Origin of the sequence: Bordetella genomosp. 13 (assembly GCF_002119665.1) — a bacterium.
Classification (GTDB): domain Bacteria; phylum Pseudomonadota; class Gammaproteobacteria; order Burkholderiales; family Burkholderiaceae_B; genus Bordetella.
The window spans coordinates 3,031,613-3,046,409 of sequence record NZ_CP021111.1; the positions used below are offsets into that span (position 1 = coordinate 3,031,613).

16 protein-coding genes are annotated in these 14,797 nt (G+C 68.8%); 5 read left to right on the forward strand and 11 right to left on the reverse strand.

Annotation, left to right across the window (positions count from 1 at the left end):
* Positions 1-39 precede the first annotated feature (39 nt).
* From CAL15_RS13630 to purE, 3 genes are read right to left on the reverse strand one after another with little or no spacing between them, the layout of a single operon-like run.
* Positions 40-1,110 (reverse strand): L-threonylcarbamoyladenylate synthase, encoded by a 1,071-nt coding sequence (locus CAL15_RS13630; RefSeq protein ID WP_086079094.1) that lies wholly within the window; start codon positions 1,108-1,110, stop codon positions 40-42.
* Positions 1,111-1,126: 16 nt separating this feature from the next.
* A complete protein-coding gene (locus CAL15_RS13635; RefSeq protein ID WP_086079095.1) occupies positions 1,127-2,326 on the reverse strand; it encodes a 5-(carboxyamino)imidazole ribonucleotide synthase in 1,200 nt (399 codons plus the stop codon).
* Entirely contained in the window at positions 2,323-2,841 is a 519-nt protein-coding gene (gene purE, locus CAL15_RS13640) for a 5-(carboxyamino)imidazole ribonucleotide mutase (protein ID WP_420042504.1), read from the reverse strand. Before purE ends, CAL15_RS13635 begins: the two co-directional genes overlap by 4 nt.
* A 262-nt stretch (positions 2,842-3,103) precedes the next feature.
* Between purE and CAL15_RS13645 the strand changes: the two genes are divergently transcribed.
* Both CAL15_RS13645 and CAL15_RS13650 read left to right on the forward strand, forming a co-directional pair.
* Positions 3,104-4,534: a bifunctional enoyl-CoA hydratase/phosphate acetyltransferase gene (locus CAL15_RS13645; RefSeq protein WP_086079097.1), complete on the forward strand. Its 1,431-nt coding sequence runs from the start codon at positions 3,104-3,106 to the stop codon at positions 4,532-4,534.
* Positions 4,531-5,730, forward strand: coding sequence for an acetate/propionate family kinase (locus CAL15_RS13650; RefSeq protein ID WP_086079098.1), 1,200 nt, complete (start codon positions 4,531-4,533; stop codon positions 5,728-5,730). Before CAL15_RS13645 ends, CAL15_RS13650 begins: the two co-directional genes overlap by 4 nt.
* Here CAL15_RS13650 and CAL15_RS13655 read toward each other — a convergent pair.
* The 5 genes from CAL15_RS13655 to CAL15_RS13670 all read right to left on the reverse strand — a co-directional run bounded on the left by CAL15_RS13655 (position 5,727) and on the right by CAL15_RS13670 (position 10,987).
* On the reverse strand, positions 5,727-6,293 hold the full coding sequence (locus tag CAL15_RS13655; protein WP_086079099.1) for a disulfide bond formation protein B: 567 nt from the start codon (positions 6,291-6,293) through the stop codon (positions 5,727-5,729). The two genes, CAL15_RS13650 and CAL15_RS13655, sit on opposite strands and share 4 nt — an antisense overlap.
* A gap of 9 nt (positions 6,294-6,302) precedes the next feature.
* Positions 6,303-6,461 (reverse strand): DUF5993 family protein, encoded by a 159-nt coding sequence (locus tag CAL15_RS24525; protein ID WP_198299050.1) that lies wholly within the window; start codon positions 6,459-6,461, stop codon positions 6,303-6,305.
* Between the two features lie 142 nt (positions 6,462-6,603).
* Positions 6,604-7,485: a phosphoribosylaminoimidazolesuccinocarboxamide synthase gene (locus CAL15_RS13660; protein ID WP_086079100.1), complete on the reverse strand. Its 882-nt coding sequence runs from the start codon at positions 7,483-7,485 to the stop codon at positions 6,604-6,606.
* Between the two features lie 187 nt (positions 7,486-7,672).
* Positions 7,673-8,737: a class II fructose-bisphosphate aldolase gene (gene fba, locus CAL15_RS13665; RefSeq protein WP_086079101.1), complete on the reverse strand. Its 1,065-nt coding sequence runs from the start codon at positions 8,735-8,737 to the stop codon at positions 7,673-7,675.
* Between the two features lie 192 nt (positions 8,738-8,929).
* On the reverse strand, positions 8,930-10,987 hold the full coding sequence (locus tag CAL15_RS13670) for a putative bifunctional diguanylate cyclase/phosphodiesterase (RefSeq protein ID WP_086079102.1): 2,058 nt from the start codon (positions 10,985-10,987) through the stop codon (positions 8,930-8,932).
* A gap of 256 nt (positions 10,988-11,243) precedes the next feature.
* Here CAL15_RS13670 and CAL15_RS13675 point away from each other — a divergent pair, with 256 nt between their 5' ends.
* The 3 genes from CAL15_RS13675 (at position 11,244) to CAL15_RS13685 (ending at position 12,782) form a co-directional block, all read left to right on the forward strand.
* Complete coding sequence (locus tag CAL15_RS13675; RefSeq protein WP_086079103.1) at positions 11,244-11,675, forward strand: GFA family protein; 432 nt, start codon at positions 11,244-11,246, stop codon at positions 11,673-11,675.
* 464 nt (positions 11,676-12,139) lie between these two features.
* The gene (infA, locus tag CAL15_RS13680; RefSeq protein ID WP_086079104.1) at positions 12,140-12,406 is read left to right on the forward strand and encodes a translation initiation factor IF-1; all 267 of its coding nucleotides are present in this window, start codon (positions 12,140-12,142) and stop codon (positions 12,404-12,406) included.
* Between the two features lie 85 nt (positions 12,407-12,491).
* Positions 12,492-12,782: a hypothetical protein gene (locus CAL15_RS13685; RefSeq protein ID WP_086079105.1), complete on the forward strand. Its 291-nt coding sequence runs from the start codon at positions 12,492-12,494 to the stop codon at positions 12,780-12,782.
* 12 nt (positions 12,783-12,794) lie between these two features.
* On the opposite strand, the gene CAL15_RS13690 is transcribed toward CAL15_RS13685, so the two are convergent.
* From CAL15_RS13690 to mog, 3 genes are all read right to left on the reverse strand, one after another.
* Complete coding sequence (locus CAL15_RS13690; protein ID WP_420042505.1) at positions 12,795-13,640, reverse strand: peptidoglycan DD-metalloendopeptidase family protein; 846 nt, start codon at positions 13,638-13,640, stop codon at positions 12,795-12,797.
* A 26-nt stretch (positions 13,641-13,666) separates the two neighbouring features.
* On the reverse strand, positions 13,667-14,005 hold the full coding sequence (locus CAL15_RS13695; RefSeq protein WP_086079107.1) for a hypothetical protein: 339 nt from the start codon (positions 14,003-14,005) through the stop codon (positions 13,667-13,669).
* A gap of 144 nt (positions 14,006-14,149) precedes the next feature.
* Positions 14,150-14,782 (reverse strand): molybdopterin adenylyltransferase, encoded by a 633-nt coding sequence (gene mog / locus CAL15_RS13700; RefSeq protein ID WP_086079108.1) that lies wholly within the window; start codon positions 14,780-14,782, stop codon positions 14,150-14,152.
* Positions 14,783-14,797 lie beyond the last annotated feature (15 nt).

Consider the following 14,797-nt stretch of genomic DNA (forward strand, 5'->3'; position numbering starts at 1 on the left):
CTGCGGACATCCGTGGGCCGCGCCACCGCTGATCCCGTGCTACGCCAGTCCGGTCGTATCCAAGCTGAACGCGGCGGCGGCCCGGCCGATCCGGTCATTGACGGCGTCCCACTCGGGCGCGCGGGGCGGCGCCTGCAGCAGGATGCGCGCATAGCCCTGGCCGTCGAGTTCGCGCAGGGTGGCATACAACGCCTGGGCATAGCGCGCCGGGTCGTCCGGCACCGCATGCCAATGCAGTTGGTCCGTCGCGCCGGCGCCGGGCGCCGAAGCCGGTTGGCCGGCATAGGCCACGAGCGCCACGCGCCCGGCGGGCAGGCCTACGCCACGCAACGCCTGCTGCATCCGGGCCGCATCGACCAGTTCCAGCGGCGTATGCGGCGCATAGTGCGCCTTGAGCGTGCCGGACGCGCGCGGCGCGGCGCGGTCGGGCTGCGCCACCGGAGCGCCCAGCACGGCGGCGATCTGCGCCGCGCTGATGTGGCCCGGGCGCAGCAGCACGGCGCCCACGCCCTGGTCCAGCCGCGACAGGTCGATGATGGTGGACTCGATGCCGACCTCGGACGCGCCGCCGTCCAGCACCGGCATGCCTTTCGAGACTTCGTCGGGAAACTCGGCGCGCACGTGCTCGGCGCGCGTGGGCGACACCTGCCCGAACTTGTTGGCCGAGGGCCCGGCCAGGCCGCCCTGCCCGTTGGGCCGAGCGCGGGCGAAGGCGCGCAGCAGCTCCTGCGCCACGGGATGCGAGGGGCAGCGCAGGCCGACGCTGTCCTGCCCGCCCGTGACCGCGCTGCCGACGTGCGCGGCCCGCTTCAGGATCAAGGTGAGCGGGCCGGGCCAGAAGGCCTGCATCAACAGCCGGGCCTCGTGCGGCACTTCGGCGGCCCAGTAGGCCGGATCGCCTTCGGGCGCGATGTGCACGATGACGGGATGATTGGACGGCCGGCCCTTGGCCGCGTAGATGCCGGCCACCGCGCGGTCATTCTCGGCGTCGGCGCCCAGCCCGTAGACCGTTTCGGTGGGAAAGGCCACCAGGCCGCCATCCAGCAGGCGTCGCACGGCCGCTTCGATGGCAGCGGCGGACACTGCCGGATGCGTCGCTTGCTGTGTCATGGCTGCGGACGGATCGCTATTGCGGCGCGGGCATGCCCAGCACGGCCGCCACGCGGGCCGCGGCGGCTTGCGCTTCGTCGAGCGTATCGCCCACGATGTTGATGTGGCCCATCTTGCGGCCACGGCGCGCGTCGCGCTTGCCGTACAGATGCAGCTTGGCGTTGGGTGCGGCGGCCAGCGCCGCGGCCCAGTCGGGCTCGCGCGGCGCGGTGACGTCGCCGGGGAACCAGATGTCGCCCAGGATGTTCAGCATGACCGCCGGCGCCAGCAGCCGCGCGCTGCCCAGCGGCAGCCCGGCCATGGCGCGCGCCTGCTGCTCGAACTGGCTGGTGACGCACGCGTTCATGGTGTAGTGGCCGCTGTTGTGCGGCCGCGGGGCGATCTCGTTGACCAGCAGGCTGCCGTCGGCGAGCACGAAGAACTCGACGCACAGCACGCCGTAATAGCCCAGGCCCTTCGCGATGGTCTGCGCCGCGTGCGTGGCGGCGGCATGGTATTGCGCGTGGCTGGCGCTGTCGGCCACGGTGGATACGGCCAGGATGCCGTCGCGGTGCACATTGCGCGCCACCGGAAACACCACCACGGAATCGTCGAAGCCGCGCGCCAGCACGACCGAGATTTCGTAATCCAGCGGCAGCAGGGCCTCGAGCACGCAAGGCACGCCGCCGAAGCCGGCGAAGGCCTCGAGCGCCTCGTCCAGCGTGCGGACCCGCGCCTGGCCCTTGCCGTCATAGCCCAGGCGGGCCACTTTCAGGATGCCGGGGAACAGGCTGTCCGGCGCGGCGCGCAGCTCGGCCGCGCTGCGGATGGCCGCATGCGGCGCCACGGCGATGCCCTGCGCGGCGATGAAGTCCTTCTCGGCGATGCGGTCCTGCACGATGGCCACGGCCTGCGCGGCCGGGCTGACGCGGCAGCGCGCCGACAGCGCATGCATGCTGTCGGCCGGCACGTTCTCGAACTCGGTGGTGATGGCGCGGCACAGCGAGGCCAGTTCGGCCAGGCCGTCGGGATCGTCGTAGGCCGCCAGGATATGGCGATCGGCCACCATGGCGGCCGGCCCGTCGGAAGCCGGGTCGAGCACGGCCACCTTGTAGCCCAGGGCCTGCGCGGCATGGCAGAACATCCGTCCCAGCTGGCCCCCGCCCAACAGGCCCAGCCAATTGCCGGGCGGGATGGTGGCGAGGCCCGTCGCGGAATCGTGCGATGTACGGCTCATGCGCGCGCTCCGGCGGGAGGCAGCTGCATGGCTCGCGCCGCCTCGGTTTGCCGCGCGCGGAAGGCCAGCAGCTTGTCGCGCAGCGCCGCATCGGTGGTGGCCAGGTTGGCCACCACGTGCAGGGCGGCGTTGGCCGCCCCCGCCTCGCCGATGGCGAAGGTGGCGACCGGCACGCCCTTGGGCATCTGCACGATGGACAACAGCGAGTCTTCGCCGCGCAGGTATTTGGACGGCACCGGCACGCCGAACACCGGCACGTCGGTCAGCGCCGCCATCATGCCCGGCAGGTGTGCCGCTCCGCCCGCGCCGGCGATGATGGCGCGCAGGCCGCGCGCGTGCGCGGCGGCGCCGTACTCGGCCATGTCGTGCGGCATGCGGTGCGCGGAGATGACGCGCGCCTCGTATGCCACGCCGAAGTCATGGAGCATGGCCACCGCGTGCTGCATCACATCCCAGTCGCTGGAAGAGCCCATGATCACGCCGACCAGCGGCGCATCCGGAGACGAGTTTGGCATTGAGGCTGTCATAAGCTTTCAGTAAATTCGCGAGAAACCCGGCGCGCCGGTCCGGGCAGGCAGGAAAAAGGGAATTTTACCTGTCGCGCGAGACGTCGGTCCTGCCGCGCGAACCGCGCCCGTCCTCATCCCGCGCGGGCCGCCCCGTCGTCGCCGTGCCGCGCCGCGCCCGCGGCCGCCGGGCGTGCGGTTTGATGCACATCAAACGGGCAGCACCCAGCCCCGCTCTACCATCGTGTTCCGCCACCGGAGTCCGCCAACGATGAGTCCTTCTTCGCTTTCCGACGTCAGCCACGCCTTGCAGACCACGCGCAACCGTACGCTGGACGAACTCGCCATCGGGGATACCGCCAGCCTGTCGCGCACCCTCAGCTACGAAGACATCCAGCTGTTCGCCATCATGTCGGGCGACGTCAACCCCCAGCACCTGGACCGCGAGTACGGCTCGTCCACGCGCTTCCAGGGAGTGGTGGCGCACGGCATGTGGGGCGGCGCGCTGATCTCGGCCGTGCTGGGCACGCGCCTGCCGGGTCCGGGGACGGTGTATCACAGCCAGACGCTGCGCTTCGTGCAGCCGGTGCGCGTGGGGGACACGCTGACGATCTCCGTGACGGTCAGCGCCATCGACCGCGGCAGCGGCATCGTCACGTTCGACTGTTCGGGCGTCAACCAGCATGGCGCCGTCGTCATCGAAGGCGAGGCGCAGGTGCATGCGCCGCGCGAGCCCGTCGAGCTGCCCAACGCCACGCTGCCCGAGATCCGCCTGCATGCCGCGGGCGAGGGCCTGGACGGCCTGCGTGAGAAAGTGCGCGGACTGCCCCCGGTGCGCACGGCCGTGGTCCATCCCTGCGACGCGTTGAGCCTGTCGTCGGCGCTGGAGGCCGGACGGGCCGGCCTGATCGTGCCGGTGCTGGTCGCGCCGCCCGCCAAGCTGCATGCCGTGGCGAGCGAGGCCGGGCTGGATCTTTCGGGATTCGAGATCGAGGAGGTGCCGCACAGCCATGCCGCGGCCGCGCGCGCCGTGCAGATGGCCGCGCGGGGCGACGTGGAAGCCCTGATGAAAGGCGCGCTGCACACCGACGAGCTGATGGCCGAGGTCGTGGCCTCCGCGGGCGGCCTGCGTACCAAGCGGCGCATCAGCCATTGCTTCCTGATGCAGACGCCCGCCTATCCCCGCCCCTTCATCATCACCGACGCCGCCATCAACATCGCGCCGGACCTGCATACCAAGGCCGACATCGTGCGCAACGCCATCGAGCTGGCGCACGTCATCGGCGTGAACGACCCGCACGTGGCGATACTGGCGGCCGTCGAGACCGTCAATCCCGGCATGCCGGCCACGCTGGACGCGGCCGCGCTGTGCAAGATGGCGGATCGCGGACAGATCGCGGGCGGGCGGCTGGACGGGCCGTTGGCGTTCGACAACGCCGTCTCGCCCGCGGCCGCGCGCATCAAGGGCATCGTCTCGCCCGTGGCGGGCCAGGCGGACATCCTGGTGGTGCCCGACCTGGAAAGCGGCAACATGCTGGCCAAGCAGCTGGAATACATGGGCGACGCCAGCAGCGCGGGCATCGTGCTGGGCGCCCGGGTGCCCATCGTGCTGACCAGCCGCGCGGACTCGCGCCAGGCCCGCCTGGCCTCTTGCGCCATCGCGCAGATGCTTGCCCACCACTTCCGGAGCAGCCCTCCATGAACCCCACTCCTGCCGCGCGCGGCGATCTCGTCATGGTGCTGAACTGCGGCTCGTCCAGCATCAAGTTCGCCCTGTTCGATGCGGGCACGCTGCCGTTGCCGCGCGAGCCCGAGTGGAAGGGCAAGGCGCAGGGCATCGGCGGTCCGGACCCGACCTTCGTCGAGTCGGACATGGCTCCAGTCCCGCTGACACTGGATGCCAGGCAGCCGTATCACGATGCGCTGGAGCATATCCGCCAGCGCGCGCTGGCGCGGCTGGACGGACGGCGGCTGCGCGCCATCGCCCATCGCGTGGTGCATGGCGGCAGCAAATACTTCGCGCCCGCGCGCGTCGACGCCGCCGTGTTGGCCGACCTGAAGTCCTATATTCCACTGGCGCCCCTGCATCAGCCCTTCGCGCTAGAGGCCATCGAGGTACTGCTGCGCACGCGGCCCGACCTGCCGCAGGTAGCCTGCTTCGACACGGGTTTCCACGCCACGCTGCCCAAGGTCGAGCAGATGCTGCCCCTGCCCCATGCGGCGTGGGAACGCGGACTGAGACGCTATGGGTTCCATGGCCTGTCCTACGAGTACCTGTCCGTGGCCCTGGCCGAGCGCCACGGCGCGCTGGCCGGCCGCCGCGTGATCGCCGCGCACCTGGGCAGCGGAGCCAGCCTGTGCGCGCTGCAGGACCACCGCAGCATCGCGACGACCATGGGCTTCTCGGCACTGGACGGCCTGATGATGGGCACGCGCACGGGCTCGCTGGACCCAGGCGCGGTGATCTATCTGATGGAGATCGAGAAGCTCAGTCTCGAGGAAGTCGGCCACGTGCTGTACCACGAGTCGGGGCTACTGGGGGTATCCGGCATCTCGTCGGAACCGCGCGTGCTGCTGGCGCGGGAGGCGGACGACGAACGCGCGCGCGCCGCGCTGGATCTCTACGTGCGCCGCATCGTGCGCGAGATCGGCGCGCTGGTGGCCGTGATGGGCGGCGTGGACCTGCTGGCGTTCACCGCCGGCGTGGGCGAGCACAGCGCCGAGATACGCCGGCGCGTCTGCGAGCACCTGTCCTTCATCGGCCTGCGGCTGGACGCAACGGCGAACGGGTCGCATGCCGCGGTGATCAGCGAGCCCGATAGTGCGGTGGTGGTTGCCGTGGAGCCCACCAACGAGGAATGGATCGCGGCGCGCCACGCCGCCACGCTGGTGCCCTAGGCGCGGGCCGCCGGCATCGGCCCGGCCACGTGCGGCGCCGGGCAGTCGCCCGCGCCGCAATGCAAAGCGGCGCCCGCCAGCGCGGCCAGCACCGCCAACGCGAACAAGCCCATGACGATGGCGCCCGGCATGCCGACCGGCCGCTTCAGCGCGTTGTCGCCCCATTTGCGGTCGATGATCAGCATCAGCAGCGAGAACAGTGTCAGGGCCAGGAAGCCCAGCGCGCTCCACGTCGGCCAGCGCAGGCCCAGCAAGGTGTCCGCCGTCACGGCGGCGCCGGGAATGACCTGCTGCAGGATCTGCCTCAGGGCGACCGCCAGCCCGCCCAGCGAGGCCGCGATCACCATGGAATAGTGCATGGGCGACGGGCCCAGCCGCACGTTGAGCATCAGGCCGACGCCGGCCAGCAGCAGCGCGCCGCGCTGCAGGATGCAAAGCGGGCAGGCCGGCAGGCGGTGCAGCAGCTGCCAGGCCACGGCCAGGATGAGCACGGCGGAGACGACCAGCAGCGCCAGGATGTTGCCCAGGCGCGAGCGCCCGCCGGCGTTGTGCACGAACAGCATGTACCCCCCCTACAGCACGAAGGGCAGCCTGCCGGCCATGTGCGGATGCGCTGCCGCGAACAGCAGGCCGAAGGTGACCACCCACAGCGCGAAACAGGCGGGGCGCCTGCCCAGCATGCCGTACCAGATGGCCGCGGCGCCGGCCAAGAACGGCAATATCATCGCCATGGTTTCGCTCCCGTTGAATCGACGGGACGAAGTATAGGTAACAATTCGAAATTGAAGCAATACAAAGGATACGATTTCCGCAAAAGCGCGCAGTTCGTATCGCAAGCGGCCCGCCGTGACGGCGGGCTTGCCATGCAAGGCTTCAGGCGGTGAGGCGGTCCAGCGCTTCGCGGTACTTGGCAGCGGTCTTTTCCAGCACCTCGGCGGGCAGCCGCGGCGCGGGCGGGGTCTTGTCCCACACCTGCGTCTCGAGCCAATCGCGCACGAACTGCTTGTCGAACGAGGGCGGGCTGATGCCCACGCGATAACCGTCCGCGGGCCAGAAGCGCGAGGAATCCGGCGTCAGCACTTCGTCCATCAGGTGCAGCGTGCCGTCGGCATCGAGGCCGAACTCGAACTTGGTGTCGGCGATGATGATGCCCTTGGTGGCGGCGTAGGCCGCGGCTTCGCTGTACAGGCGCAGGGTGACGTCGCGGATGCGTTCGGCCATCTCCTGCCCCACCTCGGCCACCACGTGGGCGAAGTCCACGTTTTCGTCGTGGTTGCCGAACTCGGCCTTGGCCGCCGGCGTGAAGATGGGCTGCGGCAGCCTGTCGGCCTGTTGCAGGCCGGCCGGCAGCGCGATGCCGCAAACCGAGCCGGTGGCCTGGTAGTCCTTCCAGCCCGAACCGATTAGATAGCCGCGCGCCACCGCCTCGACCAGGATGGGCTTGAGGCGCTTGACCACGACCGCGCGGCCGCGCACCTGGTCCAGTTCGTCCGGCGCCACCACGTCCTCGGGCGCGACGCCGGTGGAGTGGTTGGGCAGCACGTGCGCCAGCTTCTTCAGCCAGAACTCGGTGAGTTCGGTCAGCACCTGGCCCTTGCCGGGAATGGGATCGTCGAGGATCACGTCGAACGCCGAGATGCGATCGGATGCGACGATCAGCAGCTTGTCGTCGCCCACGGCGTACATGTCGCGCACCTTGCCGCGGCCCAGCAGCGGCAAGGACTTGATGGTGGATTGGTGCAGAGCGGAGGTCACGGGATGGCCTGAACAGAATGAACGATTCCCGCCGTGGCGGGAATCTGGGTGAATCCGGAGGCGGCGGTAGCGGGCTGCAGCCGGCTTCCGCGGACAAAGGGGAAGCTTACTGCAAATGGCCGGAAAAAAGGGCTGCCGATCCCTACGGCAGCCCTGCGCGGCATTGACGCGGCCGGCCGCGACGGATTTACCGGACCACTTGCTTCAACTGGCCGGCGGCGTACTGCTTGGCGATGTCGGTCAGCGGCACCGCCTTGATCTTGCTGGCGTTGCCCGCCGTGCCGAACTGCTGATAGCGCTGCACGCAGATGGCCTTGGCCGCGGCGCGCGCGGGCTTCAGGTACTCGCGCGGGTCGAACTTCGCGGGGTTCTCGGACAGGAAGCGACGGATGGCGCCGGTCATGGCCAGGCGGATGTCGGTGTCGATGTTGACCTTGCGCACGCCGAACTTGATGGCTTCCTGGATTTCCTCGACCGGCACGCCGTAGGTTTCCTTCATGTCGCCGCCGAATTCGCGGATCTCGGCCAGCAGTTCCTGCGGCACGCTGGAGCTGCCGTGCATCACCAGGTGGGTGTTGGGCAGGCGGGCGTGGATTTCCTTGATGCGCGAGATCGACAGGATGTCGCCGGTGGGCTTGCGCGTGAACTTGTAGGCGCCGTGGCTGGTGCCGATGGCGATGGCCAGCGCGTCGAGCTGGGTCTGGCGCACGAAGTCGGCAGCCTGCTCGGGGTCGGTGAGCAGTTGGTCCATGGTGAGGGTGTCGTCGGTGCCATGGCCGTCTTCCTTGTCGCCCTTCATGGTTTCCAGCGAGCCCAGGCAGCCCAGTTCGCCTTCGACCGACACGCCGACCTTGTGGGCCAGCTCGACGACCTTGCGGGTGACTTCGACGTTGTACTCGTACTCGGCGATGGTCTTGCCGTCTTCCTTCAGCGAGCCGTCCATCATCACGCTGGAGAATCCCAGGTCGATGGCGCCCTGACAGATCGCCGGCGACTGGCCGTGGTCCTGGTGCATGACCACGGGGATGTTGGGATAGGACTCGACGGCCGCCTGGATCAGGTACTTCAGGAAGCCCTCGCCGGCGTATTTGCGGGCGCCGGCCGACGCCTGCATGATCACGGGACTGTCGGTTTCGGCCGCGGCCTCCATGATGGCCTGCACCTGCTCCAGGTTGTTGACGTTGAACGCGGGAATGCCGTAGCCATTCTCGGCCGCATGGTCGAGCAATTGGCGCATGGAAACTAGGGCCATGGGGGACCTCCTGGACTTGTGTTATCGAATTGAAGTCATGCAGAACAGCGGGATTTTACGGGAATGCCGGGCGGGCCTTGTGAGCATCCGTTGCAGCCCTCGCCCGGAGGCAGTCGGCCAGAAGTCGGGCGCTTGATGGCGCGGGGTCGCTAGCGGCGTCGCGGTCTTTGCGGCGTAAGGCGCGGGGCGGGCTCAGGCCCCGCCCACGCTGCCTTCGAACTGGTCGGGCGGCATGGGCTTGCCCAGCAGGAAGCCCTGCAGCGAGTCGCAGCCCAGCGCGGTCAGGAAGGACTGCTGCTCGGCCGTCTCCACGCCTTCAGCGGCCACCTTCAGCTTGAGCTTCTGGCCCAGCGCGACGATCGCCGACACCACCGCCGCGTCCTCGCTGTCGCCCTGCAGCTGGCCCACGAAGCCGCGGCCGATCTTCAGTTCGGTGGCCGGCAGGCGCTTCAGATACAGCAGACTGGAATAGCCGCTGCCGAAGTCGTCGATGGATATGCGCACCCCCAGGCTCACCAGCCGGCGCAGCAGCGCCAGCGTGGCTTCGGCGTCGCGCATGGCGGTGGACTCGGTGATCTCGAGTATCAGGCTGCGCGGCGGCAGGGCGTGCCGCTCGACCGCCTGGCGCACCAGCTCGTACAGGCCCTCGTGCACGAACTGGGCCGTGGACAGGTTGACCGACATGGTCCAGTCGGTATGGCCCGCGTTGTGCCATTCGTGCAGCTGCCGGCAGGCCTCGTCCAGCACCCATTCGCCGATGGACACGATGAGCCGCGAGCGCTCGGCCAGGGGAATGAAGCGGTCGGGCGGAATCAGGCCCTTTTCGGGATGCAGCCAGCGGATCAGGGCCTCCGCGCCCATGATGCCGCCGTCGGGCCGGAACTTGGGCTGGTAATGCAGCACCAGCTGCTTGCGTGCGCGGGCCTGGCGCAGGTCGTGCAGCATGGCCAGCTGCTCCTGCGCGTTGCTGTTCATGGAAGGCTCGAAGTAACTGAAGCGGGCCCGGCCCATGCGCTTGGCGTGGTACATCGCGGCATCGGCGTTGCGCATCAGCGTGCGCGCGTTGTCGCCGTTGGCGGGGTACAGGGCGATGCCCGCGCTGGCCGAGACCGCCACCCGGTGGCCCATGACGGTGACCGGCCGCGACAACACCTTGATCAGCCGCTGCGCCACCGCCGCCGCGTCGTTGGGCTCGGCGACCTCGCTGATGACCACGAACTCGTCCCCGCCGAGGCGGGCGGCCGTGTCCGCGCCGCGCAGCTGGCGGCGAATGCGGCCGGCCAGCTCGACCAGCAGCGCGTCGCCGGTATGGTGGCCATAGGCGTCGTTGACCGCCTTGAAACCGTCCAGGTCGAGGAACAGCAGCGCGAACGTGCCGCGCGAGCGGCGCGCGGTCTCGATGGCCTGCTTCACCTGCTGCTCGAGCAGGATGCGGTTGGGCAGCTTGGTAAGGTTGTCATGCAGGGCCAGACGAAGGAGTTCTTCGTTCGCACCCGCCAGCGAGCGGGCCAGCACCGCCGTGCGCGATTCGAGCCGGGCGTCCAGCACCGCCACCACCAGTGCCATGGCCAGGATGCCGGTGGTGACGACCGCCACCGCCGCCGCAAGCCATTCCACGGACAACCCTGCCCCGGCCGCCATACAGACGCTGCCGGCGGGAAACATGGCCGCGCTCATGCCCGTGTAGTGCATGCCGCATACCGCGGCCGCCATGACGCTGGCGGCCGCAAACCGATAGCGCAGGCCGCGCCGCGCCTGCCAGATCCAGTGGGCCATCCATAATGCCACCGCCGAACAGCCGATGGAGATGAGCGCGGCCGCGGCCAGCCGGGCCGGCGCGTAGACGATGGCGGGCGACATGCGCATGGCGGCCATGCCGGTGAAGTGCATGCCCAGCACGGCCCCGCCCATCAGCAGGGCGGCCAGAAGAAGCATGGCCGGCCGAAGCTCGGGGCGGCAGACGATGTGCAGCGCGAGCAGCGCGCCCACCACCGCGACCAGCAGCGACAGCACGGTCAGCGTCACGTCGTAGCCCACGGGAATGGGCAGGCTGAAGGCCAGCATCCCGATGAAGTGCATCGACCAGATGCCCAGGCCCAGCACGAAGCCGCTGCCCGCCAGCCAATAGCGGCCGGCCGCCGCGTGCGCGCTGTCGATGCGGCTTGCCAGTTCGAAGGAAGTCAAAGAAGCAAAGGCCGCGACCAGAATGGACACGGCCACCGTTGCCAAGTCGTAGCTGCCGTTCAACATCGTTCCGACGTCCCGCCTGTATCCGATTCGGAAAACCGGTTCTGGGTAGTCAATCTGCAAACCGCATGCGTCACTGCCCGGCATACCTATTGCAGTCGGTCCCCGGCAGACTTTGGGCCCGGGGCTTCTGGTACGGGCCCCGTCGCGGTAGCCACATGTAAAAAAACCGGAGCAATTGTAGCCGCGGTTGCAGTGAATGGGGAACCGTTACGTCCACGGGTATATAGTCGGGAATCCCTGTCATTTCCGGATTTCCATGCTTAACGGTTCCTGCCTGTGCGGCCGCATTGCATATACGGTAAACGGCCCCCTGACCAGCGTGCTGAACTGCCATTGCAGCGTGTGCCGCAAATCGCACGGCGCGGCATTCCGCACACGCGCCACGATCAACGCCCAGGACTTCGCCTGGATTCGCGGCGAGAACCACGTCACCTGGTATGCCTCGTCACCCGGCAATTACCGCGGCTTCTGCAGCGCGTGCGGCACACCCCTGCTGACCCGCTTCGACCAGACCCCCGAGGTCTACGGCCTGCCGCTGGGCGCGCTGGACGACGACCCGGGCGTGAAGGCGCAGGGCCATATGCACGTGGCCAGCAAGGCGCCCTGGCACGACATCACGGACGCGCTGCCGCAATATCCCGAAGGCGCCGATCTGGATACTGGCACGCGGCCCGATAATGGGTTATAGTCATTTTCTGCCCAAACCAGGGCGGCAATTGAATATAATGCAAGCAAAACGCGCAAGCAAAAACGCGGTGCGGTTGCTCAGCTGTAGTGGTTCAGCTGCTATTTCCGGCTGGCACGCTCCAGCCGGCGCCCACCCCCTGCAGCCTGACTGCAAGGTCCGACTGTAAAACCCCTGGCTGATGAAGCCTTACGCCGTGCGCATGCATTGCCGCGCATGCTTCGCAGGCCCAGCCTGTCCTGTCCACCTGGTTTTACCGAACACCGAGGCGGCGACGGCCTGAGATCTTCAGGCGCGCACCGTTCCGCCAGCCCACCGCCCCAGCGGCCTGGGTACCCGTCCCTCCCCTTCCCAGGGCCACGACCCGTACCCCTGCCGGCCGGCATGCCCCTGCGCTGCCGGCCGCCCCGCCTGGGCATCCGGCGCATCCGCCTCGCGGGCCTGCGCCTTACTACCAAGGAGTCATCATGGCGAAAGAAGAATTGATCGAACTGGACGGCATCGTCGACGAAGTGCTGCCCGACAGCCGCTATCGCGTGAAGCTGGACAACGGCGTCGAGGTGGGTGCCTATGCCTCCGGACGCATCCGCAAGCACCGCATCCGCATCCTGGCCGGCGACCGCGTCACCCTCGAGATGTCTCCCTACGACCTGACCAAGGGCCGCATCAATTTCCGCCACAAGGACGAACGCGGCGCCCCGCCGCCCAACCGTCCGTCGCAGTACCGCCGCTGATCTGTCGAGCGGGGTAAAATTCGCGCCGGCCGCTGCCGTAGTACATGCACGTCAGGCGCGAGCCCCGCTCCGTACAGATTGGCCCATGTCAGATCCCAGCACCGAACTTCGCCAAGCCGCGGACCGCCTGCAACAGGCGCGGCGCGCTTTCGAACGCGGCGAAAAAGGGCTGATGCTGCTGCGCCGCTCGCGCACGGCATTCATACACAGCCTGCGCAATACGGGCCTTACCTACGCGCAGGCTCGCACCAAATACGACAACTGCGTGGACGAGCAGCAGCGCATCCACCAGCAGGAAATGCATCGCCTGCAATACGCCGAACGGCTGTACCAGTCGATGTGCCAGGAACTGCAGCGCAATTCCGGCGACGCCTGAGCGCCCGGCCGTTCAGGGCTTGAACGCCCCGATGAAAATGGCGGGGTCGACCCGTACATTGTTCAGGCTCACGTTCCAATGCAGATGCGGACCGGTGGCGCGCCCCGTGGCGCCCACCTTGCCCACGGGCGCTCCGCGCGCCAGTTCGTCGCCCACCTTCACATCGATCTCCGACAGATGGCAGAACATGCTGATCATGCCCTGCCCGTGGTCGACGAACACGGTCCTGCCATTGAAGAAGTAATCGCCCACCAGCACCACGCGTCCCGCCGCGGGCGCGGTCACGGGCGTGCCCGCGGGAACCGCGAAGTCCAGTCCCGAATGGGGATTGCGCGCCTCGCCGTTGAAGAATCGGCGCAGGCCGAACGGGCTGGACAGGCGGCCGCCGTCCACGGGACGGTCCAGGATGACGTTGCTGGGAGTGACGTCGGCGCGATAGACCGCGTAGGCCGCCATCTGCTCGTCCAGTTCGCGCTGGATGCGCTTCAGGTCTTCGGGATCGGGCGACACCTGCCGCCTGTTCTTCAGCGTGATGTGCTGCGCCACGTATTCCTTGTCGCTTACCGCGAAGGACACGCCGCGCGAGCCCTCCGCATCGCGCACCTGCAGCACGGCCTGCCCCGGCTTGGCGTCCAGCGGGATGCCGACGATGGCCACCCAGCGCCGGCCGTCCTCTCGCACCACCAGCACGCGATGGCCGCCGAAACTGGCCTGGGGCGCCTGGGCGCCCTCGCCCAGCGCGACCACCGCGACGCCGCCCGGCACCGCGGCGTTGAGCTTGCGCGAGATATAGCCCTCGGCATGGGCCGCGGCTGCGGCCATCAATCCCAAGGCGCCAAAGACGGCGGCGCGCAGCATGCGTCGCAAAGCCTGCATTGCCGGCCTCACATGCAAAGGTTGGCCGCCTCGATCAGCGGCTGCGCTCGGGCTTGCAGGCGGGTCGACATCTTGACGTCGGTCTTGCCTCGATACGTGATCACGGTCAGCACGCCTTCCACGCTGATGCTGCTGCTGGCCGAAACCTGGAAGCCGTCCTGGATGGGACGGCGTTGCACCGTGTTGCCCTGCCCTTCCCACGCTGCCATCACGCAGTCGCTGTAGTCCTGCGCCGTGCGCGGCGTGCTGCCGAAGAAGGAGGGCTCGAGCTTGCTGACGGCTTCGACGCTGGCGCAGGCCGTGACGACAAGGCCCAGCGCCAGCATGGCGGCGATACGGATTCTCATGGGAAGGACTCTTTGCTGTTCTTGGAAAAACGCCGACCACTATAGCGCAGTGCGGCAAGCGGACCGGCCGCCGCGGCCTGCGGCGCCATGCCGCATGGAACGCGCCTCGCGGGCGACGCAGGCGCGGACGCGAGGCGCGCGCCCTCAGGCCGCGGCGGGCCGCTGCGCGGACTTCGGACGGAACGCGCGCACCACCGCGGGCCGCGTCTCGACATACGGGCCGCCGATGAGGTCGATGCAGTAAGGCACGGCCGCGAAGATGCCGGGCACGATCGTTTCGCCGTCGTCGCCGCGCAGGCCTTCCAGCGTCTCGCGTATCGCCTTGGGCTGGCCGGGCAGGTTGATGATGAGCGCCGCGTGGTCGGGCGTTTCGCGGATCACGGCCACCTGGCGCGACAGGATCGCGGTAGGTACGAAGCGCAGGCTGATCTGGCGCATCTGCTCGCCGAAGCCCGGCATCTCGCGCGTGGCGACCGCCAGCGTGGCCTCGGGCGTGACGTCGCGGCGCGCGGGTCCGGTGCCGCCAGTGGTCAGCACCAGGTCGCAGCCGCACACGTCGACCAGTTCGGCCAGGGTGGCGGAGATGCCCGCGGCGTCATCGGGAATGAGCCGCTGCACATCCTGCCACGGCGAGGACAGCGCGCCATCGAGCCACGCGTGCAGGGCCGGCAGGCCCTGGTCCTGATACACGCCCGACGAGGCGCGATCGGAGATGGAGACGAGGCCGACGAGCAGTTCGTCGGGATAGCGGCGGACAAGGCGTACGGCGTCGGTCATGGCTTTGGGAACGTA